The following is a 23,384-nucleotide window of genomic DNA, read 5'->3' on the forward strand; positions in this document are numbered from 1 at the left end:
TAACTTGTTTATATATACAATAAAGTTATACATATTCCCCCAATAGGGGTGGCTATATACAGTGTTTCTTAAAACAATCGCATTTGTCCATCTTTATATTCTTGGTGCAGTTCCTTGTTTAACTTTGGGAACACCTTGTCCTTAAAGTAGGTATGCCGCGCCAAACGAACCAAGTCATGAATTTGTTGGGCAATTTTGCCATCTCCTTTGGTTCGTATTCCAAACCGACTATCGTTTAACTTACCTCCATGGCAATCTTGTATTTGGTGCAGTACTTTATCTGCCTTGTCTGGTAAGGTTTTCTTGATCCAATCCGTAAAAATATGACCAATGGCACCATTTAATCTTACCACGGTAAAAGCACACGACAATGCTCCGTTCTCTGATACCGCTTTTGCCAAATTCATGATTTCATGGCTGTTGATTCCAGGAATAATAGGTGCCAACATAGCGTTTACTGGAATATTATTTTCTGATAAAATTCTGATGGTTTCCAACCGCTTTTTTATTGTGGTAGTACGCGGTTCCAAAATACGTCTTGTCTTTTCGGATAAGGATGTAACTGATACATTTACTGCCACCAATTGATGCTTTGTTAATTCTTTTAAGATGTCTAAATCTCTAAGAATTAAGGCGTTTTTAGTAATAATACCCACAGGGTGGCGGTATTTTAAAAACACCTCTAAACAAGCTCTTGTTATTTTAAATTTTTGCTCCGCGGGCTGGTAGCAATCTGTATTGCCAGAAAGTACAATGGTCTGTGCCACCCACCTTTTGCTTTTTAACTTGTCCTCTAAAAGCATGGGAGCATCTTTCTTTATCAAAATTTTGCGTTCAAAATCCAACCCGGCACTATAGCCCCAATACTCATGGGTATTGCGGGCGTAACAATAAATACACCCATGCTCGCAGCCTTGGTAAGGGTTCATGGAATGCATCATCCCAATATCTGGACTTGTGACTTTGTTTACAATGGTTTTTGGAAAAATGGGAATGTACTGCGTTCTATTGTTGTCTGCTTCTTCTCCTTCTATACGGCAAAATTCTAGGAAATCGTCACGAGTTTCGTAGATGTGTTTTAGAAATTTGTTGTGGATATTTTCTTGGGCACCCCGTCCTTTCATGTAGTCTTTTTGATTCAAATTATGGATTTATTCCAAATTTATGGAATATTTCCATTTATAAATTTTTATTCTAAAACTTTAACATGGATTATTCTATGGTCATTTCAACAGAGCGAAGAACGAGGGACGAGAAATCCAAAAATTAGATTTCTCCCTTAGGTCAAAATGACTCAATACTAATGTTTAAGGCCTAAAAAGCGACTTTTACCAGCTGTTTTTTACTACCCCTTTTCGCGTAAAAAAGAATGTCGTTCTTATTTTGACACAATAAAGGTTTGGACACCATTAAAGGAAGTCTGGCCTCTTTGTTATCTATAATTTTTTCATAGTCCATTTTGCCATCACCATCCAAACGGATAAGGAAAATGTTACGGTTTCTACTTAATCCTTGTCTAAAAATAAGACGTTCATTGTTCACCAATTGTGGATTCTCTGATGCGGTACTGATAAAGAAATACGAATCATCACCAAAGGTATAAGAACTGTAAGATGCATAAGCGCCATCGTTTTGAGTAACCTCGGATTTATTGATATTCCGTACCCATTCCATATCTCCGTTGGCGTTCAGTTTGGCTCCCACCATGTCATTATAATGGTATCTTTCAATCTTTAGGCGAGTTCCCGTTGGGCTTCTTTCCAGGCTATTTGTTACAAAGTATTCCTCAGCGTTAAAAAGAATTTCATTCTTGTCAGTAATATTTACATTCTTAAAAACAAGATTGGAGACCTCTCTTTCCTCTTCACGACCAAACTTATCATCCATAAACTGTTGTGAAAATGGATTGTATTTTTTTGTGCTTACAGCCAAGCTAAGTGGGTCAACATCAAAGTAACTAAGACCATTGTACCTATTATCTTTTCTATCGGCATAAAAGCCGACACAAACCAATCTGTTGTTTTTCAATATTGGAACCAATGCCTCCGAAAATTTCCCCGGCTCATCAAAAGTCTGTGTTTTTGCACCCGATGCCGAAACTTGGATTAACTCATACTGAAACTTACGCTCCAAGGCTGTAAAACGTTTCTTTTTAAAATATGCTTTGCCAATAATGTATACTTTGGACAAATCATTACTAATAGCAATGTTTTCAAAAGCATAGTTTTTTTCCTCTACCTCAGCAGAAAAATCATGGTCAAAAACCATGTTTGCACTGGCATCAAACAAATAAATATGGTGTTGGTTGATTTTTCTTCTTTTAAAATGTGTGCTAATTACAAAGGCTGATTTATCCTCATCAAAAAGAACTGAGGTTGTAAACCCTTTGGAAAAATCTCTATTGTAGTAATTCTTATCCAAGGCATTTTCCACATAATCCGAAGCAATGGATAAAATAGTGTTTACCGTAAAATTATATTCAAAAATTGGGCTACGGTGCACCATATATTCATAGGATAGGTTGTTAACATTGTATTCTAAAAATAGCATGTACAACTGACCGTTCTTTACGTACGCATTAATAAAGCCTTCACTCTTGTATTTATAATTATACTCGGAAACCAATTCCAAATTTTCATTATAATGCTCAATAAGAAATCCTTTTGGCTTTAAAATAAGTCCCGTATAATAGGTGCGTACCAATATAGAACCTCCCTTGCCATCCTCTGCTATAGAAAGTAAATTGGAATATTTGTATCGGTCGTTGAATTTTTCACCAAAATTATAGGAAACAGGCATTTTTTGGGCAGAACCCAATACGCCTATAAAAAGAATTAGAAGAAGAATTCTATTTTTCATCGGTCTTACTTGGTTATTTATTGAACGATGTTATTTCCCTGGGAAATCGGCCTTTCTTTTTTCTAAAAAGGCTGATGTGCCCTCTTTAAAGTCAGCTGTGCCAAAACAGGTTCCAAAGGCCTCTATTTCGGCATTGTACCCATTAACATCATTGTTAAAACCAGCATTTACCGCTTTTATTGCATAATTTATGGCAACAGTGGAATTATTCGATATTCTGCTTGCTATTTTTTTGCACATCGGCATCAATTCTTCCAAAGCCACTACATGATTTACCAAACCATAATCTTCGGCTTTTCCAGAGTCTATCATCCCTGCGGTCATAATAAGTTCTAAAGCTCGCCCCTTACCAATTAATTGGGGCAATCTTTGTGTACCGCCATAACCAGGAATTACACCCAAAGATACCTCGGGAAGACCCATTTTGGCATTATGGCTAGCAACCCTAAAATGGCATGCCATGGCAAGTTCTAAGCCTCCGCCCAATGCATAGCCATTGACCGCAGCAATAACCGGTGTAGATAGGTTTTCTATAAAGTTGAATAATAATTCTTGACCTTTTGCCGCCAATTTTGTTCCTTTTTTTACCGAAAAATCTGAGAATTCCGCAATATCTGCTCCTGCCACAAAGGCCTTTTCTCCTCTCCCGGTAACAATAATGACCTTAGCCTCTTTATCCTTATCCAAAGTCTTAAAAACATGATGAAGTTCTTCAATGGTCTGCTTGTTAAGGGCATTTAATTTATTGGGGCGGTTAACGGTCACGATGGCCAACTTATTTTCCTTAGCTACGAGTACATTTTGGTATTTCATGATTCTGATGCATTTTCTTTGGGAAACCTTACCGTAAACACAGTTCCTTTTCCATATTGTGAAGTGAATTTAATATCGCCTTTATAGGTTTCAGCTATATTTTTTACCATTCCCAAGCCAAGTCCCATTCCACTGGACTTGGTGGTAAACTTGGGCTCAAAAATTTTGTCTTTAACCTCTTCTGCAATTCCAACTCCATTATCGGCAACTGAAATTTTAACAAAATTCCCTTCAGATGCCACAGAAACCAATATTCTGGGTGATTCTACTTCTGGAACCGCCTGTATAGCGTTCTTTACCAAATTGGTAACCACACGTATTAATTGTGTTCTATCCAGTTTGGCAATTATTTCCTTTTCATCGGTAATAAAATGAATATAATCCTCATTAAAAATATCCAATGCCAGTTTTACAATCTTAACAACATTTAATGTTTCATTTTGTTGGGCTGGCATTTCTGCAAAATTGGAAAATGCAGAGGCAATACTGCTCATGGTATCTATTTGCTGAATTAATGTTTTAGAATATTCGGCCACTTTGGTATCTATATTGGGATCCTTGGGGTCAAATTTGCGTTCAAAACTTTGTACGCTCAAACGCATTGGAGTCAGGGGGTTTTTAATCTCATGTGCTACTTGTTTTGCCATTTCTCGCCATGCCTGTTCTCTTTCACTTCTAGCCAATTTAGCTGCACTTTGTTCTAGCTCATCTATCATGGCATTATAAGAATCTATTAATTTACCAACCTCTTCACTTGGATTCTGCACAAATATTTTCTCATTCCTTTTGGTTAAATCGGTTTGAGTCATTTTATCGGAAATAGTCTGTAACGAGCGAGTAATATATTTTGAAATAAAATACGCCAACCCAATGGCCGCTAACAACATAATTAAGTAAACTCCTCCCAAACGAAATAAAAACTCCTTTAGTTCTTTATCGTTAAATGAGTTATCCTCAAAATAGGGAATGTCCAATATCCCAATTGATTTAAATTTACGATCCTCTATATAGGTGTAAGATGCTTGAAACTTATCTCCAGCGGCACTGTTCTCTTCTACATAACGCTTGTTTATACTTGCAGATAAATTATTGAGCACCTCTGCATCTAAGCAAGTGGAAACCGAATCGTTCACAAATTTTGGGCGAGAACTTTTTATTAGCTGCCCTTCCAAGTCATAAATATTGAAATTGAGATTCTGTACATCTGCAATTTCATAAATTTCATTTTTAAAAATGTGTCCCAAATATTCTGTGGTAACGGGATAGGAAGTTTTTTGAATTGTATAGTTTATACTTTGTCTTATCTGCGCTTCCTTGCGCTCTAGTTTTTGTCTATGATAATCTCTGGATTGTTCCCGGTATTGATAAACTGTAACCCCAGCAATAAGTATAGAGGCGATAAGCACCAATACTATCATGGAAATAAAAATGCGGGATCTAAGCGAAAGTTTCTTGAACAAGGGCCTCCAATTTAATGTTAAAGATAACAATTATCGAGCCACATTGGTTTCCTGTAAATTTCATCAAAAGTGATTGACTCTGTAAGGCTACGCATCTGGATTTTTGCTCCTAATATTCTTATACAGCTTAATTCCGAGCATTAGTAAGATTCCCAAAACAACAATTCCGACAACTCCAAAGACCCAATTAAAGGCACTTTTAAGGATTACCAAAAACACGATGGCGAAAAGAACCAAAGTGGCAATTTCGTTCCATATGCGCATAAATCTAGAGGTATACTTAACCTCATCCCTTTGCAGTTGCTTATATATTTGATGGTTTTTTAAGTGATATACCCATAATAAAACCACAAAGCCAAGTTTAACATGCATCCAAGCTTGATGGAGTAATGCAGGATTTAAAATAAGCAACCAAATTGCAAATAAAGTTGCCAATATCGCTGAAGGCCAAGAAATAATATGCCAAAGCCTTCTGGTCATTAGCTTTAGTTGTTGGGTTAGTATTTCTTTCTCAGGAGACGGTTTTTGTGAAGCTTCAATATGATAAATAAATAATCTTGGAATATAAAAAAGCCCTGCGAACCAGGTAATCACAAAAATTAGGTGCAAGGCTTTAATATAGTTGTAGTACCCCATTCTTAGCGTATCTGTATAGCGCCAATACCACTGGCCCAAAGTTTTTTGCTATAATCGGGTATTGCCACTTTTATCAATCTATTGGCCTCTTTTTCCAAAATATTCCACTGTTGATCTAACTCTAGTTTTCTATCCAATGAAGATTTGTTCACCCTTGGAATGCTACTGTTGGTCGCATCTATCAAAAATAGATATTCCGCCGTGAATTTATTGGGGAAATTCTCTACGTCGTCATAGGCCTGAGATTTACGTTGAACCATATCCTTGTCCCAAGCATCCATCTGCTCCAGGAGCTTTTTACCCTCTGTTTTTAAATCGGCATTCTCTAAATTTTTTATAACCGACTTTAGTTGCTGCTGTGCCTTGAACAAAGAATTGACCTTTGTATGCATCAAGGTCAGTTTTTGCTCCATTTCCGTCATTAAAATATCATACTCCTCATATTGGCCACTCTTTGTTTCATAGGTCGGCATTTCAATGATCTTGCCTTGGGTGGTAACCGTTTCCCCATTGGCCTTTAGTTGTAGGGTATAGGTGCCAGGCGGCACAATATGCCCTCTAAAACCAGCTTCTATATAAACCTTGGGAATTCCGGGCAAAAGACTTGTTTTCATGTCCCAAACAAAACGGTTAAGGCCTTCTTTTTTACTCAACAACGGGTTTGGAGGTGGACCACCTCCATTGAACCTAATAGCTTCTTTATCCTTTTCAGAGCTAAAAGAACGCACTACATTCCCTTTGGAATCCTTTATTTCCAATGAAACGTGAGTAGAATCGGACATTTTGGGCAATTCATAATAGATGACCATGCCATTTGCCGGGTTAACCCCGGTAAAGGGATTTGTGCCTTTAAAAGTACCGGAACTGCTATTCATTGGACTTTGCCATGAACCATTTAGGGCATCATTGGGTTCAAGGATTTTTAGCGTGCTCTTTGTTGTTGAGGGCTGATGTTCTGCCAACACTTTTAAATCATCCAATATCCAAAAAGAACGCCCAGAGGTAGCAACCACCAAATTACCCTTGTGTACCTTTAGATCTGTTATAGGTGCTTTGGGCAAATTTAATTGAAACGATTCCCATGATTTTCCTCCGTTCCATGAAATATAGATTCCTTTTTCCGTGCCTGCATAAAGTAAATCCTTACGAGTTTGATCTTCCCGCACCACCCTGGTAAAAGCACCATTGGGAATACCCGAACTAATATTAACCCAACTCTTTCCATAATCTGAAGTTTTGTAAATGGCAGGAGTATGGTCATTAAATTTGTATCTAGTTGTTGCAATATATGCTGTGGCTGGATCATGTGGTGACACTTCTATGGCATTTACCAAACATTCTTTCAACTCCTTTGGAGTCACATTTTGCCATGAGGCACCATTATCCCTTGTTACATGTACCAAACCATCATCACTACCTGTCCATAATACTCCTTTTTCATGTGGTGATTCTATCATATATGCTATGGTGCCGTAATTTTCCGCGCCAACTGCTTCATTGGTATATGGTCCTCCTCCATTTCCTTGTTTATCATCCATATTTCGAGTTAAATCTGGAGACACTTCTTCCCAAGTAATACCCATGTCACGGGTTCGTAAAACCAATTGGGCGCAATGGTAAAACGTATTGGGCTCATGCTGAGAACGTATTATGGGTGCGTTCCAATTGTAGAGGTATTTCATGTTCCGAGCCTCTCTTCCCAAATATTGAATTGGTGCTGCCATAATTTTGGTTGATGCCTTAGACTCCATATCTAATGCTTCAATTGTACCTAAATAACTTCCACCCAAAACATATCTAGGATTGTCAGGGTCAAAAGCCAAAAAAGCACTTTCACCTCCTGCGGAATATGTCCAATCTTGCTCTGTTATTGCGCTTCTTCCCACAGAAAGACTCGCTATTTTTACAGAAGTGTTGTCTTGCTGACCTCCATAAATATTGTAGGGAAATAGGTTGTCCACACTTATTCTATAAAACTGTGCCGTAGGCATTATACTCTGTGTAGACCATGTTTTTCCATAATTAAAACTGATGGCCGCTCCACCGTCATTAGCAATTACCATATTCTTGGAGTTTGAGGGATTAATCCACAAATCATGATAGTCCCCATGCGTTCCCGATAACGTTTTCCAAGTTTTTCCGCCATCAATAGATCGCAAGGCGGGAGCACTCATAACATATACAGTATTTTCATTATTTGGGTCGGTAAACACTTCTGTATAATACCAAGCTCTTTGTACCAAACGATTATCTCCACTGGCCATGCTCCAAGTTTTTCCTGCATCACTAGAGACAAAAAGGCCACCTTTATCCTTATCAGAATCACTTTCAACCACAGCATATACTTTATTGGAGTTTGCCGGACTAACAGAAATTGCCATTTTCCCTTTTTCCTTGGGAAGGCCTTTTTCAATTTTAAACCAACTCTCACCTCCATCAGTGGATTTATACATACCACTACCTTCACCACCACTTATTACAATATTTGGCTTTCGTTGGTGGTGCCACATGGCTGCATATAAAATTTCCGGATAATTTGCAGCCATAGACAGTTCTGAACAGCCTGTTAACTCATTTACAAAAAGAGTTTTTTTCCATGTTACCCCTCCATCGGTAGATTTGTATATTCCCCGCTCCTTATTTGGGCCATACAAGGCCCCTTGGGCGGCCACATAGACAATATTTGGATCTGTTGGATGAATTACAATCCTAGCAATATGCTGGGTAGCTTCCAATCCCATTTTTTTCCATGTTTTTCCTGCATCAGTGGATTTATAGACACCATCTCCATATGAGGTCATTACCCCTCTTGGCGCATGTTCTCCCATACCGCAATAAAGGATGTTTGTATTGGATTTGGAAACGGCTATTGCCCCAACGGAACCCATTTCAAAAAAACCATCGGAAATATTTTCCCATCGTTGTCCTGCATCGGTGGTTTTCCAAAGCCCACCCCCTGTGGTTCCCATGTAATACGTTAATGGATCACCAACAACACCGGATGCCGTAACGGATCTACCCCCTCTAAAGGGGCCTATATTTCTATATTTTAAGGGTTTAAAATAGGTTTCTGCCTTTTGTCCAAAGGTCATAGCCGTAAAAAAAAGCAAATAGACCAAAACCGTTTTTTTTCTCATACTTACAAATTTAGTTGTTGGTATAATCATTAATCCTCAATAAATAAGTAATTCAATTTTAGTGTGTTAAAGGCTTCATTGAATTCCTTAATTTCTATATCGACCAAGGCATCAAAAGCTTTTAACTGAACATTAATTTTGTTTGTTAGCTCATTTTTTACGGCAATATCTTGTTCCGTAGGTGGAAAGTCATCAATCCCAACCAAACTATTTAAATGCCCCAATTTGTTGGTCAATTTAATTGGGAAATTCAATGGATCTTGATTACTTCTGTTTTTTGTTTGGTACAACGCCTTTTCCACTTCTTCAAAACCTTTTTTCATCTTTTTAGCCTTTTCAACCAAATCCTTGGTTTCATCATTGTCCTTGTATTGCATACTAAAAGCATCTAACTGAGCATTTATTTTACGTATTTTTTTAATAGATTGATGCGATTTATCAACTGTTTCATTGATACTACTAATAAAATCATACTGCTTTTGCATATCAGCAACTGATACTTCCGCTCTTGGGTCTGGAAGGATGGTAAAGCTTTCTGACAAAGTAGTCCCATTCACATTTAAGCTCACCTTATAGTCGCCCGGTACCGCTTTGGGTCCATTTAAATTTGCCCACCAAAGAATCATTCCCTTTAGTTTTTCTGCAGATTTTCCTCTTGTATTCCAAACAAAGGTGTTTCCTCCTTTTTTAACCTTTAATTTTTTGTCCTTCTCCTTGGCAAAAGTGCTGTAGGTTGCCAATGTATCCCCTTTTAAGGTCGAATAAGTAAGACTGATACTATCCTTTTTACTAAAATCTTTGATATAGTAATGTGTTACAACACCATTTGGATGATTCTGACCTTCAGTTTTAGACAGAGTGGTTCTGGCGCCTCCTTTAGTTCTATAGGAATCTTTTGGTTTATAAAGTACTGATGATGCCGTTTTCTTATTAGAATCTAACTGATGCAAAACTGTTAAATCATCAATTATCCATAGACTTCTACCTTGTGTGGCCACAATAAGGTTGTTGTCTTTTATTGTCAAATCAGTAATAGGGACAATCGGTAAATTCAGCTGAAAGGGGTTCCAATTTTTACCGTCATCAAAAGAAATATACATCCCTGTTTCGGTTCCTGCATAGAGCAACCCCTTATTTTTAGGGTCTTCCCGAACCACACGTGTGAAATGTTCACTATTTATACCGTTCGTTATTTTTGCCCATGTCTGTCCATAGTCGGTTGTCTTATAAAGATAAGGTTGAAAATCTCCCAACTTATATCTTGTAGCGGCAACATAGCAAGTGCCTTCATCAAATGCCGATGGTTCAATACTATTTATCATACTCCATTCTGGGATGTTCGTAGGAGTTACATTGTCCCAAGTTGAACCACTATCTTTGGAAACGTGAATTAAACCATCATCACTACCCACCCATAACAACCCTTCTTTTAATGGACTTTCATTTGCTGCAAAAATGGTGCAATAATATTCCACACTTGTATTATCCTGAGTAATAGGCCCTCCACTGGAAACCAATTTGGTTGGGTCATTTCTTGTAAGGTCTCCACTCAACACTTTCCAACTTTGACCTTCATTTTCGGTCACATGTACATGATTAGAGAAAGTATATAGCTTCTTAGGGTCGTGTTTACTGAAAATAATAGGGAAATTCCATTGAAACCGGTACTTCATAGCCTCTGCACCAGCACCCATGGGATTATCTGGCCATACATTTATGCCCCTTACCGTGCCTGTTTTGTGATTTACGCGGGTTAAAAAACCATCATAACTACCTCCATACACAATGTCATTGTTGTTAGGGTCCACTGCAATATGAGCCGACTCCCCACCAGCAGTTGATTCCCAGTCATCTTCACTGATTCCAAAGCCATCGCTTCTGTGCCTTATTCTGAGTGTTGAATTATCCTGTTGAGCAACATAAATACGATATGGAAAAGAATTGTCTGTCGTAACTCTATAAAATTGTGATGTTGGTTGGTTATAGTATGTGCTCCATGTTTCTCCTCCATCGTAGGTGATTTGTGCACCACCATCATCACCGATAATCATTCTTTTGGAATTTTCTGGTGCTATCCATAAGTCATGGTGGTCTCCATGAGGCGCATTAAATGTGTTGAACGTTTTTCCTCCATCAGTAGATTTATGGTACCGTACATTTAGGACATATACCACATCTTCATCTTCGGTATCTGCATACAACCTGGTGTAATACCAAGCACGTTGACGCAATTTGCGCTCACTGTTTACTTGTGTCCATTTTTTTCCTCCATTATCACTACGATACAATCCTCCTTTTTCCTTGTTTTCTACTATTGCCCAGACACGTTCCGAATTTTTTGGGGAAACTGTGACGCCAATAATTCCCAAAGTATCTTTTGGGAAGCCTTCATTCTTGGAAATTTCTGTCCAAGTTTCACCGCTATCAGTGCTTTTCCATAGAGCAGAGCCATCACCGCCACTACTTAAACTATAGGGAGTACGTTGTGCTCGCCATGTAGAAGCATATAAAATTCTAGGATTTGTAGGGTCCAATGTTAAATCCACAGCTCCTGCCATACTATTAACAAACAAGGTTTTTTTCCATGTTTCACCCCCGTCTATACTTTTATAGACCCCTCTTTCCTGGGTGGGTTTATATATATTACCTAGTACCGCAGCATATACAATATTAGGATTTGAAGGGTGTATTTTTATTCTAGGAACGTGTCTACTGTTTTCTAACCCGGCTTTTTTCCATGTTTTACCAGCATCTTCTGTTTTCCAAATACCATAACCAGAAGATACATTTCCTCTTAAGGTTTTTTCACCCCCGCCAACATATATAACATTGGGGTCACTTTTTGCCACTTCTACGGCACCTATACTTCCGCCGAAAAAACCATCGGAGATATTGCCCCAAGTACGCCCGCCATCAGTTGTTTTCCATACACCACCACCTGTGGCTCCAAAATAAAACAGATTGGGTTCTCCAGGAACACCAGTCACTGCTGCAGAACGCCCTCCCCTAAAAGGACCTATTAATCGATATTCCAAACTGGAATACAGTTCTTCTGGATAGGCAACCTCAACTGGGTTGGTTTTTTTTCGTTTTTGAGCTGAAATAGTGTTGAAAAAGAATACGGAAAGTACCAGCAAAACGCTGGTTTTGATGTAAAATGCTTTCATTATTTTTTGAGTTGGAATTAGCTATCCTTAAAAGTAAGAAAAAAGAAGGCAATTGTTATTCCTAACTCCACTCTTTTATCCAACTAGCCATTAAATTAACCCAAGCATCACTATCATTTAGACAAGGAATATGTTTATAATCCTTACCGCCTGCTTCTTGGAACTGCTTTTTACCTTCCATGGCAATCTCTTCAAGGGTTTCTAAACAGTCAGCAACAAAAGCCGGAGTAATTACTGCCAAATTTTTCTTGCCCTCTTTTGGAAAGCGTTCAAATTCAAAATCCGTATATGGTTTTAACCAAGGGTCATTAGGTAAGCGCGATTGAAAAGACAAGCTCACTTTCTCTTCTGGTAAGTTTAAATAAGCTTTTACAAGTTTTGTCATTTCAAAACATTGATGCCTATAACACGTATTGTGAGCGACTGAGTTTGTTGAGCAACAAGCACCGTCTATTTTGCAATGAAACTTTGTAGGATCCGACTTCTTAATATGTCTTTCAGGAATTCCGTGATATGAAAAAAGAATATGGTCATAATCAAACCCTTCTAGTTCTTTTTTAATGGATTCAGACAGTACTTTAATATAATCTTCATTCTTGTAAAAAGCAGGTAAGGTTGTAATCTGCATTTTAGGAAAAAACTTCTCCTTTTCTTCCATGGTCTTTACCACAACAGTTTCATAGGAAGACATGGCATAATGTGGGTACAATGGTACCAACAAAACCTCATCTACCCCCTTGTTATGCAATTCTTGAAGAGCATTCTTTATAGTCATGGAACCATACCGCATTCCTAAAGCAATAGGCAATTCGGATTTTTTACCCACTTTCTCCGCAAAACGCTCAGAAATTACAACAAGCGGAGAGCCTTCTTCCCACCAAATTTTTTTATACGCTTCAGCCGATTTTTTCGGTCGGTTTCTAAGAATTATGCCTCGCACTATGATGTTTCTTAACCATAAAGGCACGTCAATGACCCGCTCGTCCATTAAAAATTCATCCAAATAAGGCTTTACATCTTTTGGGGTTGGACTATCTGGAGAACCTAAATTGACTAACAAAACTCCTTTCATACTGTATGCTTAATTCATGCAAAAATAAGATTTGTACTTAAACTTAATTTAAAAAGAGAAGATACTTTCTCAATATGCTTATAAATAATATTAATTACAATCATTCACTTAAACAAAAAACATGGTTGGTCATCTATTCTTTTAATTTAATCCCTTTATTTATTCTTATTTTTAAACAAAAATATGACACCGAACCACAAATTTCATCTTACCTATTTTAAGTTTATTTTTCTTTTTACTTTATTACTATTTACAGGTTGCACCAAAGAAGAAGAAAAACCAATTGATTCTATTTCTGAAGAAGAGGAAATAGAAGTGCCAGTTGTGGAGAGCTATTTAACAATTAATATTAGAGAGAATTATAAAACAGAAGATACTGATGATTGGGTTATTGTTCATGATGAAAATGGAAAATTGTTGGATTACAAATCCTTTGAAGCTAATGACACTATAGAATTCATTGCCGTTTTGGATACCATAAGCGAATTTATTTGTTATACCACATTACGATTTTTTCAAGATGTAAGTTCTAAATCACATGAGTTATCAACCACATCACTTATTTCTAAGGGAGATGAAATTGACTTTGGCAGTGATAATGTTACTGTCTCTGAATATCAGCCTCTAATTAACACTGGAGAGTTTGAACTTACTATAAACGACATCCCTGGAAGCTACAGCGGTTTTAATCTTCCTAAAGTGCTTTCTACCATTAAAAGAGGCAGATTAGGCGGAAGTGGTGGCGGTACTAATAGAAGTGGCTTACACGAGGTCGTAATGAATGTTCCAAAGTATGAAAGCCATGATGATTATATCATTACAGTATTGGATAGAAACAATGAATTGAAATATTTTTCATTCACCAATCCACAGGCACAAAATCTTTCCTTGGACTATTCTATGGATTTTTTATATTTTGATAGCTATGTAACTGTTAACTTGCCTGAAAATACAAGGTATATTTTAAATGTGGCTGGTTTTGAAGACAACCAAGAATTTCACCAAAATGAAGGATATTGGTTACATGACATAATTTTTACTAATAATGAAATCCCAACAAACCCTTTAAAAATTGGTTATCTGGATAGGTTCAAAAAATATAGAACTCATTTTAATATAACCATTGATGACTACAATTACCACATTTCTAAATATGGCGATAAATTACAAGAAATCATTATTCCAGAAAGACCTAATTTTTCTATTATTAATTCATCTATAACTAATTTTGATTTTTCTATTAATGTGGACTATGTTAAATCCAATCATCGATGGACATATACTGAAGGTTTGTATGAAGAAAACAACCGTTCATTTACAGGTTGGAGCTATAGTGCTCCTAAAGGTCATAAAGTACTAATTGATAATCTTCCCAAAGAAATACTTGAAAAATATCCAACTATTGGCTTTGAAAGTCTTGAGCATTATTCAACTCTACTTTATTTACAATTTGAAAAAGTATCTGAATATTATGACTCAACAGAAGGAATAACTTTTTACACAAAATAATGAAAAAAGCATTTCTTATATTATCATTCTATAGTCTTGGACAAATCTCATTTGCCCAGCAAATTACTTGCTCCCTTGCCGACAAAAAAGCTTTTGAAAGCAAAACCATTGAAATCGATGGGCTTTTAGAAGATGATATTGGCAAAACCATGGTGGCAATTGGTAAAACATTTCTAAAAACTCCCTATGTGGCAAAGACTTTGGAAATTGGCGATACCGAAACTTTGGTCGTAAACCTACACGGATTGGATTGTACCACTTTTGTGGAAAATGTATTGGCTTTTAGCCTACTTTTAAAGGAAGGAAAAACCGATTTTGATTCATATGTAGGTTTGCTTGAAACCATTCGGTATGAAAATGGTAAAATGAATGGGTATTCATCACGTTTACACTATTTTACCTATTGGATTAAGAACAATACCTCTAAAAGTTTAGTTAAGGACATTACCAATGATTTAGGCGGAATTGAACTTCAAAAGGAGATTAATTTTATGGGAACACATCGTGACCTATATCCTTTCCTGGCTAACGAAGAAAATTACACTCAACTTCTAAAAACAGAAAAAGAACTCAATCAAGAAAGCATTTGTTTTTTACCGCAAGATCAAATTGAAGCCAACGAACATTTAATAAAGGATGGAGACATCATAGCATTGGCAACATCAATAAAAGGATTGGACGTAACCCATACAGGAATTGCTATTAGGGAAGCAGATGGGCGTATTCATTTATTGCATGCTTCCACAGGCTCTATGGAAGTCGAAGTTTCCAAATTACCCTTAGCAGATTATCTTAAAAAGATTAAACACAATATTGGAATTGTAGTTGCTAGGCCTTTATAATTCTAGCCGTTCGCCAAAGACATCAAATATTTTTTAGGTGTAGTGCCATACTTCTTTTTAAAAGCAGCAATAAAATGGCTAGATGTACTATAACCTACCTTTAGACCAACTTCATTTACATTGTGTTGACCGGTTTCTAGCATTTTACGCGCATAATCCATTTTATAATCGAACAAAAAGCCATATACCGTATCCCCATAAATCTGTTTAAACCCTTCCTTCAATTTTTTTAAACTAAGACCAATTTCTTCTGAGAGCTCAACAAGACTTGGGGGCTCTGCCATACGAGAAATCATGATTTTTTTTGCATTGCGAATGCGCCTCACGTTTTCTTCATCCACCAAAAAAGGACATTGTTCCACATCGGCATCTTCTCCTTTGTTAAAATATATGGAAATAAGTTCGTAAATCTTGCCCTTTATGTACAAAGCCTTTATGGATGGATGTAAATTGTAGTTCATTATTTGGCTTAACACAATAGCAATAGAAGGGGTTATGGGTTCTTGGGAATAGTACTTTTTCTCTTTGTTCTCTGCACTTAGAAAAGGAATGTAAACAACATCCGCTGAAAACAAAGAATGAAACTTGCGTATGGTCATTACTAAAGAGACCATCCAAGAATTTGGATTCAGCTCCAAGTTCATGGGCAAATCCAATTGTGTATTGTACAGCAAAAGTGAGCTTTCTTCAGTTACATCTAAGGCATATCTACCATCATTGAAGATAAACTTACCGTTCCCTTTTAAGCAAAAATGAAACTGAATATAAGTACTATCTATAGGTCTACTAACTTTCTGTATTTCAGAACTGTTGTTTTGAATTTTAAGCACATAAAAGCCTTCTTCTACCAAAACTTCCTCAAAAGAACCTATAGCGGTATTTTCTTCGCCCATTTTTAAAAATTGATTTGTTTATTCTATTTAGAAATGTTCTAAATAATTAATTGAATTACATAAAAAAACATAGCAAAAATAAGGGTTTTAATGGATTTCTACTTAAACGAAAGTAAAAATAACTTGAAGCGGTGTTTATTGTTCTTACAGCGTTATTTTTATTAGCGGTACGCCTTTATTTTTGTGCGAGATTGAAAATTGCATGAAAAGTTATCATATTTCCAAACACAGTTCTTTCTACACCATTGGGTTGAACTATAAAAAAGCGGACGCAGAAGTACGTGGTCGGTTTAGTTTGGATGCTAATTCCATGAATAAAATTTTAGAACAAGCTAAAGAAGAAGGTCTTGATGGTCTTTTGGTTACTTCTACTTGCAATCGTACAGAACTTCATGGTTTTGCCATGCACCCTTTTCAGCTCATTAAACTTTTGTGCGACAATACAAAGGGAACCGTAGAGGAATTTCAAGAAGTAGCTTATGTGCACAAAAATAATGACGCAATTTCACATCTCTTTAAAGTAGGCACTGGATTGGATAGTCAAATTTTAGGAGATTTTGAAATTATAAGTCAGTTAAAACAAAGCTTTAATCGTTCTAAAAAATACAACCTTGCCAATCCGTTTATTGAGCGCCTTTGTAATGCTATCATTCAAGCCAGTAAGCGCATTAAAACTGAAACTGAAATTTCATCTGGCGCAACTTCTGTGGCTTTTGCATCTGTTCAATACATTCTAAAAAATGTTTCTAACGTTTCAGAAAAGAACATTTTGTTATTTGGAACTGGGAAAATAGGAAGAAATACTTGTGAGAATCTAATAAAACATACTAAGAATCCTCACATCACATTAATAAATAGAACTAAGGATAAGGCCGAAAAAATTGCTGGAAAATTCAATTTGATTGTCAAAAATCATGAAGATTTACAGACTGAAATTCGAACTTCCGACATATTGATTGTCGCTACAGGGGCTCAATCGCCTACCATATCCAAGGACATTCTACATACCAAAAAACCATTGTTGATTCTAGACCTTTCTGTTCCTAAAAATGTGTCTGATGATGTTCTGGGTATGGAAAATGTCACCGTTGTCCATTTAGACCATTTATCACAAATGACAGATGAGACTTTGGAGCGTAGAAAACAGTTTATTCCTCAAGCAGAAGAAATTATCCAGTATGTAAAGGATGATTTTATGAAATGGTTGGAAACCAGAAAATTTGCTCCAGTAATCAAAGCTTTAAAAAAGAAGCTAAGCACCATGAAAGATGAGGAGCTGAATTTTCAATCCAAAAAAATTACGGATTTTGATACCGCACAGGCCGATATTGTTTCTGACCGTATCATTCAGAAAATAACAAAACAATTCGCCAATCACTTAAAGGAAACGGATATTGATGCCGATAACAGTTTGGAACTCATCCAAAAAGTTTTTCAACTAGAAGTAGATTCCAAATGAACAAAACCATCCGAATAGGTACTCGCGATAGTGAACTGGCACTATGGCAAGCCAAAACAGTACAAAAACAACTAAAATTTCTTGGTCATAAAACGGAATTGGTTCCTGTTAAATCCACAGGGGATTTAGTTTTGAACAAGCCTTTATACGAGTTAGGCATTACAGGCATCTTTACCAGAACCTTGGACATTGCCATGCTAAACAATGAAATTGACATTGCCGTACATTCCCTTAAAGATGTTCCAACAATTTTACCCAAAGGTATTGTGCAAGCAGCCGTTTTAAAGCGTGGAAAATTCAGTGATTTATTGGTTTTTAAAAATAATGAGGAGTTTTTAGCTCAAAAAGAAGGTGTAATAGCTACTGGAAGTTTAAGAAGGAAAGCACAGTGGCTAAATAGATTCCCAACCCATACCGTGGTAGATTTAAGGGGGAATGTAAATACAAGACTTCAAAAATTAGATAATAATGATTGGAACGGTGCTATTTTCGCCACCGCAGGTGTAGAACGTATTGACTTAAAACCTGAGAATTCTATTATCCTTAGTTGGATGGTTCCTGCTCCAGGGCAAGGTGCAGTTATGATTACTGCTTTAGAAGAGAATGAAGAATTAAGAGAAGTTCTTAAAGAACTTAACCACGAGGAGACCGAAATCTGTGTTGCCACAGAGCGGAAGTTCCTAAATTTGCTAGAAGGTGGTTGCACTGCTCCTATTGGTGCTTTGGCTTATATTAAAAAAGAAGAGTTGCATTTTAAAGGGGTTTTGTTAAGTAAGGATGGCACTAAAAAAATTGAAGTTTCTGGCTCTACTAAACCAGAGCAACATTTGAATTTAGCTGAGGAATGTGCTGAAAAAGTATTGAAAAAAGGCGGTAATCGTTTGATGGATGATTTAAAACTAGAGCGCAAACAAACCAATATTTATTCCACAAAAACACTTACTGAAACCCAAAAGCACTTGTTTCAAAATGGAATTGTTTCGGACAGTAGTGACTTTGTGAAAATAAAGCTCAATAGAATTCCAAGAAACCAGTTGAGGAACGAAATAAAAAATGTCATTATCACCAGTAAAAATGCTGTAGAGGCGTTAATGGCTTCTTTTTCTCCTGATGAGCTACAATTTAAAAACATCTATTGTGTTGGCCGCAGAACCAAACGTCTTATTGAGGAGAAAATTGGTCCAGTAAAACACACTTCAAAAAATGCCAAAAAGTTAGCGGAGTATCTTGTGGACTATATTGAAGGTACTGAAGCCACTTTTTTCTGTAGTGATATTCGTCTGGACGATTTGCCAAATATTCTAACGGAAAACAAAATCAGCCTAACAGAAATTGTGGCTTACGAAACGGAATTGTCATCCATAAAAGTTGATGAAACCGTAGAGGGAATTCTGTTCTTTAGTCCATCTACCGTACAAAGTTATATTCAGAACAACAACTCTGATAAAATTGCTTTTTGTATTGGTGAAACCACTGCAAAAGAAGCAAGAAAGCATTTTAAAGATGTTCGTGTTGCCAAAGTACCCACGGTAGAAAGTGTTATAGAATTGGTGAATGAACATTATGTTTAAGTTATCGTCATTACGAGGAATAAAATGACGAAGTAATCTATTAAAACAAACAGATTGCAGCAACAAATAAATTTGCTTCGCAATGATGAGAATAATTGAACATGGAAACAATTAAAAACGATTTATTTCTTAGAGCATTAAAAGGAGAGACAGTTGATAGACCTCCCGTTTGGATGATGCGCCAAGCTGGAAGATACCTTCCTGAATTTATGGAAATCCGTAAGAAATATGATTTCTTTACACGTTGTCAAACACCTGAACTGGCATCAGAAATTACGGTGCAGCCAATTCGAAGATATGGTATGGATGCGGCCATTCTTTTCAGTGATATTTTGGTAATTCCACAGGCCATGAATATTGAGGTGCAAATGAAACCTGATTTTGGTCCATATTTGCCCAACCCTATCCGTTCTCAAAAAGATTTAGACCAAGTTATTGTTCCAGATATTCAAGAGACCTTGGGTTATGTAATGGATGCCATAAAAATGACTAAAGAGAAGTTGAATGATGAAGTCCCTTTAATTGGCTTTGCTGGTTCTCCGTGGACTATTTTATGTTATTGCGTTCAAGGACAAGGGAGTAAAACGTTTGACAAAGCCAAAGAACTATGTTTTACTGAACCTCTTGTGGCTCATACATTGTTGCAAAAAATCACAGATACCACAATTGCTTATCTAAAAGCTAAAGTAAAAGCAGGTGTTAATGCTGTGCAAGTATTTGATTCGTGGGGGGGAATGCTTTCTCCAACCGATTATCAAGAATTTTCTTGGAAATACATTCAGCAAATTATAGATGCGCTTAAAGATGAAGCTCCTGTAATAGTTTTTGGAAAAGGATGTTGGTTTGCTTTGCAAGAAATGGCACGCTCTGGAGCTTCGGCATTGGGTGTAGATTGGACATGCTCAGCAAGAAATGCCCGGTATTTATCTGGCGGAAATATTACACTTCAAGGTAATTTTGACCCAGCCAGGTTATTTTCACCTCCATCAGATATTAAAAGAATGGTAAAACATATGATTGATGAATTTGGAAAAGATAAATACATTGTAAATCTAGGGCATGGAATATTACCTAATATTCCAATAGAAAACGCTAAGGCATTTATTGATGCCGTTAAGGAGTATCGTTAGCCTTAATAAAAATTAAAATGCAATATCGATTCAATAATATTGAAATCAATCCCATTCATGAAAATGACGCATGGAAATTGTGTGATTTTATTACTGCTAATGCAGACCGGTTAAAGCAAGATTTTCCTAAAACCTTAAGACAAAATTTAACGCCAGACCTATCAAGGATATTTGCCGATAAAAAAGTCAAGGAATTTGCGCAGAAAAAAGAATTTCTCTTTACGCTTAAAGAAATCCAGAATAGAACAATTGTAGGTCTTGTGTATGTTAAAGAAATAGACCTAGAAAAAGAAGAAGCAGAATTGGCTTATTGTATAGGATATCAATATGAAGGTAAAGGCATCACAACTAAAGCGGTACAGCACATATCCAGCTGGGCATTAAAGGAAGTAAAAGTAACAACACTACAAATTATAGCACATAAAAGCAATTTGGGAAGTGTTTCTGTTGCTAAGAATTGTGGGTATAAATGGAAAAAGTCCTTACCCAAAGCACATACTACTTTCAGTGGGGAAATAATGGATATGGAACTATATGAATTATCAAAATGAAAGATACATTTTACAACTACATTCTACAATTTCAAGATACAATCACTTCTAAATTAGAAGAAGTTGATGGCAAAGCTACTTTTCAAGAAGATATTTGGAAACGCCCAGAAGGTGGAGGTGGCAGAACACGTGTTATAGAAAACGGAAATGTATTTGAAAAAGGCGGAGTTAATATTTCAGCTGTGCATGGAGAGTTGCCAAAAAGCATGCAACAATATTTTGGAGTCACAGACGCTAATTTTTTTGCCTGTGGGTTAAGTCTGGTACTTCATCCTAAAAATCCTATGGTGCCAACTGTGCATGCCAATTGGCGTTATTTTGAAATGTATGATTCCAATGGAAATATTGTTGAACAATGGTTTGGTGGCGGACAAGACCTTACTCCTTATTATTTGTTTGATGAAGATGCCGCACATTTTCATTCTGTATGTAAAATGGCCTGTGATAAACACAATGCTGAATTTTATCCTACTTACAAAAAACAGTGCGACGAATATTTTTGGAATACTCACCGGAACGAAGCTCGTGGTATAGGGGGTTTGTTTTTTGACCGGCTTAAAAAGTCCGATTCTATGCAATTACAGGACTGGTACAATTTTGTAACCGAAGTGGGCAATAGTTTTCTAGAAGCATATGTACCCATAGTTGAAAAAAGAAAGGAACTTTCCTATTCACAAGAACAACGAACTTGGCAAGAAATTAGACGTGGTCGCTATGTAGAATTTAATTTAGTGCATGATAAAGGCACTTTGTTTGGATTAAAAACCAATGGTCGTATAGAAAGTATTCTTATGAGCCTACCACCACATGTGCAATGGGTGTATAATCACGAGCCAGAAGCAGGGAGTGAAGAAGAACGACTACTCAAAATTTTAAAAAACCCTAAGAATTGGGCATAAAACCAAAACATGGCAAAAAAGGGTAAAGAAAAGAACACAGCGAATAAAGCAAAACACACCAAGCTTTTAAATAGAAAAAAGAACAAGCTTAAAAAGGAAAAAGAAGTTCGTAAAGAACGTCTAAAAAACATTCTTAAAATGAGTCAAGAAAAGGCAAGTGAAAAATAAATGACAAACTATATTCTTAAGGTTTAGTAAAGTATCTTTAACCTATCGCAGCCTTGCATAAAATATTGAACAAGACAAATTAACAAACTATGTACCCACTTATAAGAAACCGAAGACTTCGCCAAAACGAATCCATTAGAAGATTGGTTAGAGAGACTATAATCACTCCAGATGACTTTTTAGTCCCTCTTTTTGTAGTGGAGGGAAAAGGAGTAAAAGAAGAAATAGCTTCCATGCCCAATTATTACAGATTAAGTCCGGACAATTTGGAAAAAGAGGTGAAAGAGCTATGGAGCATGGGGCTTTGTGCTGTGTTACTTTTTGTTAAGGTGCCAGATAACCTTAAGGACAATGAAGGAAAAGAAGCATTAAACCCTTTTGGGCTGATGCAACGTGCCATAAAAACGGTCAAAAATGCCTGTCCGCAAATGTTGGTCATGACAGATGTTGCCCTAGACCCCTACTCTTCCTATGGGCATGATGGCATTGTACAGGATGGACAAATTCTAAACGATGAAACAGTAGAGGTTTTGGTAGAAATGAGCATCTCCCATGCCCAAGCGGGAGCTGATTTTGTTGCTCCAAGTGATATGATGGATGGTAGGATCCTGACCATTCGTGAAGGATTAGATGATGAAAACCTAATAAATACGGGGATTATGAGCTATAGCGCAAAATATTCTAGCTCTTTTTATGGCCCTTTTCGAGATGCCTTGGATTCCGCTCCCGTGGATATTAAAAATGTTCCCAAAGACAAGAAAACATATCAAATGGACTTTGCTAATAGGTTTGAAGCCATTAGAGAAACCCAAATGGATATTGACGAAGGAGCCGATATTGTTATGGTAAAACCTGGAATTGCTTATTTAGATATTCTCAGAGAAATTAAAAACGAAGTGGATGTTCCTGTTGCAGTATATCAGGTAAGTGGAGAATACGCTATGGTAAAAGCCGCAGCTGAAAAAGGATGGTTAGACCATGATGCCGTAATGATGGAGCAATTGATGGCCTTTAAAAGAGCTGGAGCTAATATAATTGCTAGTTATTTTGCAAAGGATGTGGTTAAATTACTTGGTTAATTGTCCTCTGGAGCGAAATCGAAAGGTTGATAAGGTGTGATTCTCTTATTAGGTTAATGTGTCACCTCGAGCCTGCCTCTGTCGGCAGACAGGCGGAGTCGAGAGGTTTCTACTTAATAGTTCTCGACTCCGCTCGAAC

General features: G+C 36.8%; 18 protein-coding genes. 9 read left to right on the forward strand and 9 right to left on the reverse strand.

Features of this window, described 5'->3' with window-relative positions; genetic code table 11:
- Nucleotides 1–68: 68 nt before the first annotated feature.
- The 8 genes from AC000W_RS14620 to hemH form a co-directional block, all read right to left on the reverse strand.
- Entirely contained in the window at nucleotides 69–1,124 is a 1,056-nt protein-coding gene (locus tag AC000W_RS14620; RefSeq protein WP_474749336.1) for a PA0069 family radical SAM protein, read from the reverse strand.
- 190 nt (nucleotides 1,125–1,314) lie between these two features.
- On the reverse strand, nucleotides 1,315–2,859 hold the full coding sequence (locus AC000W_RS14625; RefSeq protein ID WP_474749338.1) for a hypothetical protein: 1,545 nt from the start codon (nucleotides 2,857–2,859) through the stop codon (nucleotides 1,315–1,317).
- Nucleotides 2,860–2,889: 30 nt separating this feature from the next.
- On the reverse strand, nucleotides 2,890–3,672 hold the full coding sequence (locus tag AC000W_RS14630; protein WP_474749340.1) for an enoyl-CoA hydratase-related protein: 783 nt from the start codon (nucleotides 3,670–3,672) through the stop codon (nucleotides 2,890–2,892).
- Nucleotides 3,669–5,090, reverse strand: coding sequence for a sensor histidine kinase (locus AC000W_RS14635; protein WP_474749342.1), 1,422 nt, complete (start codon nucleotides 5,088–5,090; stop codon nucleotides 3,669–3,671). Before AC000W_RS14635 ends, AC000W_RS14630 begins: the two co-directional genes overlap by 4 nt.
- A 129-nt stretch (nucleotides 5,091–5,219) precedes the next feature.
- Nucleotides 5,220–5,768 carry a CopD family protein gene (locus tag AC000W_RS14640; RefSeq protein WP_474749389.1) on the reverse strand — a complete coding sequence of 183 codons (549 nt, stop codon included), beginning with the start codon at nucleotides 5,766–5,768 and terminating at the stop codon, nucleotides 5,220–5,222.
- A gap of 2 nt (nucleotides 5,769–5,770) precedes the next feature.
- Nucleotides 5,771–8,905, reverse strand: coding sequence for a VPS10 domain-containing protein (locus tag AC000W_RS14645; RefSeq protein ID WP_474749343.1), 3,135 nt, complete (start codon nucleotides 8,903–8,905; stop codon nucleotides 5,771–5,773).
- Between the two features lie 29 nt (nucleotides 8,906–8,934).
- Nucleotides 8,935–12,072, reverse strand: a complete 3,138-nt coding sequence (locus AC000W_RS14650) for a VPS10 domain-containing protein (RefSeq protein WP_474749345.1) — start codon at nucleotides 12,070–12,072, stop codon at nucleotides 8,935–8,937.
- Nucleotides 12,073–12,133: 61 nt separating this feature from the next.
- Nucleotides 12,134–13,144, reverse strand: coding sequence for a ferrochelatase (gene hemH / locus AC000W_RS14655; protein ID WP_474749346.1), 1,011 nt, complete (start codon nucleotides 13,142–13,144; stop codon nucleotides 12,134–12,136).
- A 183-nt stretch (nucleotides 13,145–13,327) separates the two neighbouring features.
- Here hemH and AC000W_RS14660 point away from each other — a divergent pair, with 183 nt between their 5' ends.
- Nucleotides 13,328–14,653 carry a hypothetical protein gene (locus tag AC000W_RS14660; RefSeq protein WP_474749348.1) on the forward strand — a complete coding sequence of 442 codons (1,326 nt, stop codon included), beginning with the start codon at nucleotides 13,328–13,330 and terminating at the stop codon, nucleotides 14,651–14,653.
- Complete coding sequence (locus tag AC000W_RS14665; RefSeq protein WP_474749350.1) at nucleotides 14,653–15,495, forward strand: N-acetylmuramoyl-L-alanine amidase-like domain-containing protein; 843 nt, start codon at nucleotides 14,653–14,655, stop codon at nucleotides 15,493–15,495. The genes AC000W_RS14660 and AC000W_RS14665 overlap by 1 nt, the downstream gene beginning before the upstream one ends.
- A 2-nt stretch (nucleotides 15,496–15,497) precedes the next feature.
- Here AC000W_RS14665 and AC000W_RS14670 read toward each other — a convergent pair whose 3' ends face one another.
- A complete protein-coding gene (locus tag AC000W_RS14670) occupies nucleotides 15,498–16,388 on the reverse strand; it encodes a helix-turn-helix domain-containing protein (RefSeq protein WP_474749352.1) in 891 nt (296 codons plus the stop codon).
- A gap of 202 nt (nucleotides 16,389–16,590) precedes the next feature.
- On the opposite strand from AC000W_RS14670, the gene hemA reads away from it, so the two are divergent.
- The 7 genes from hemA to hemB all read left to right on the forward strand — a co-directional run bounded on the left by hemA (nucleotide 16,591) and on the right by hemB (nucleotide 23,245).
- Entirely contained in the window at nucleotides 16,591–17,847 is a 1,257-nt protein-coding gene (gene hemA / locus AC000W_RS14675; RefSeq protein ID WP_474749353.1) for a glutamyl-tRNA reductase, read from the forward strand.
- Nucleotides 17,844–19,418, forward strand: coding sequence for a hydroxymethylbilane synthase (gene hemC / locus AC000W_RS14680; RefSeq protein WP_474749355.1), 1,575 nt, complete (start codon nucleotides 17,844–17,846; stop codon nucleotides 19,416–19,418). The genes hemA and hemC overlap by 4 nt, the downstream gene beginning before the upstream one ends.
- A 101-nt stretch (nucleotides 19,419–19,519) precedes the next feature.
- Complete coding sequence (gene hemE / locus AC000W_RS14685; RefSeq protein WP_474749356.1) at nucleotides 19,520–20,548, forward strand: uroporphyrinogen decarboxylase; 1,029 nt, start codon at nucleotides 19,520–19,522, stop codon at nucleotides 20,546–20,548.
- Nucleotides 20,549–20,565: 17 nt separating this feature from the next.
- Nucleotides 20,566–21,099 (forward strand): GNAT family N-acetyltransferase, encoded by a 534-nt coding sequence (locus AC000W_RS14690; protein WP_474749358.1) that lies wholly within the window; start codon nucleotides 20,566–20,568, stop codon nucleotides 21,097–21,099.
- The gene (gene hemF, locus AC000W_RS14695; protein WP_474749360.1) at nucleotides 21,096–21,998 is read left to right on the forward strand and encodes an oxygen-dependent coproporphyrinogen oxidase; all 903 of its coding nucleotides are present in this window, start codon (nucleotides 21,096–21,098) and stop codon (nucleotides 21,996–21,998) included. Before AC000W_RS14690 ends, hemF begins: the two co-directional genes overlap by 4 nt.
- 9 nt (nucleotides 21,999–22,007) lie before the next feature.
- Nucleotides 22,008–22,166, forward strand: coding sequence for a hypothetical protein (locus tag AC000W_RS14700; protein ID WP_474749362.1), 159 nt, complete (start codon nucleotides 22,008–22,010; stop codon nucleotides 22,164–22,166).
- Nucleotides 22,167–22,255: 89 nt separating this feature from the next.
- Nucleotides 22,256–23,245, forward strand: a complete 990-nt coding sequence (hemB, locus tag AC000W_RS14705; RefSeq protein ID WP_474749363.1) for a porphobilinogen synthase — start codon at nucleotides 22,256–22,258, stop codon at nucleotides 23,243–23,245.
- Nucleotides 23,246–23,384: the final 139 nt, after the last annotated feature.

This window comes from Saonia sp., from assembly GCF_056326165.1.